This window comes from Oleiphilus sp. HI0067 (genome assembly GCF_001635735.1).
In genome coordinates this window covers 1-642 of the sequence record NZ_LWFI01001281.1, presented here as the reverse complement: position 1 = coordinate 642, position 642 = coordinate 1, and the positions used below count along the sequence as shown (strand labels likewise).

At 43.8% G+C, this 642-nt stretch carries 1 protein-coding gene; it reads left to right on the top strand.

The window, feature by feature from the left end; translation table 11 throughout:
* Positions 1-642, top strand: a 642-nt coding sequence (locus A3739_RS19835; protein WP_197472452.1) for an N-succinylarginine dihydrolase, incomplete at both ends; no start/stop codon positions are given.

The following is a 642-nucleotide window of genomic DNA, read 5'->3' as shown; positions in this document are numbered from 1 at the left end:
TTTTGCTCAGAGTATGACAAGCGCGGCGTGCAACTTTTTGCATACGGTCGGACCGCATTTAATGAGTCGGAATTAAAACCTAAGCGATATCCTGCACGTCAAACTTTAGAGGCTTGCCAAGCCGTTGCACGATTGCACGAGTTAGATGATGCGAACGTTGTATACGCTCAGCAAAAGCCAAGCACGATTGATGCTGGCGTGTTTCATAACGATGTTATTTCTGTAGGAAATAGAGATGTATTTTTCTGTCATGAACAAGCTTTCTTGAATCAAGATCAGGTATTTGCTGAGTTGCAGAAAAAGCTTGGGGATACAGAGCTGAAAGTTATTTTAGTGCCTGAGAGTGAAGTTCCGCTTGCAGATGCGGTTTCTAGCTACTTGTTTAACAGTCAGCTATTAAGTATTTCGGATGACAAAATGGCCTTAGTCGTGCCATCAGAGTGCGACTCTACACCTTCAGTTGCCGCCTATTTGAAGCGTCTTGTTAAAGCGGATAATCCGATTGCAGAAGTCATGAGCTTTGATTTAAAACAAAGTATGAAAAACGGAGGTGGCCCAGCATGTCTTCGTTTGCGCGTGGCACTAAATGAAAATGAGCTAGCAGCGATTCACCCGGGTGTCCTGTTTACAGATCAACTATAC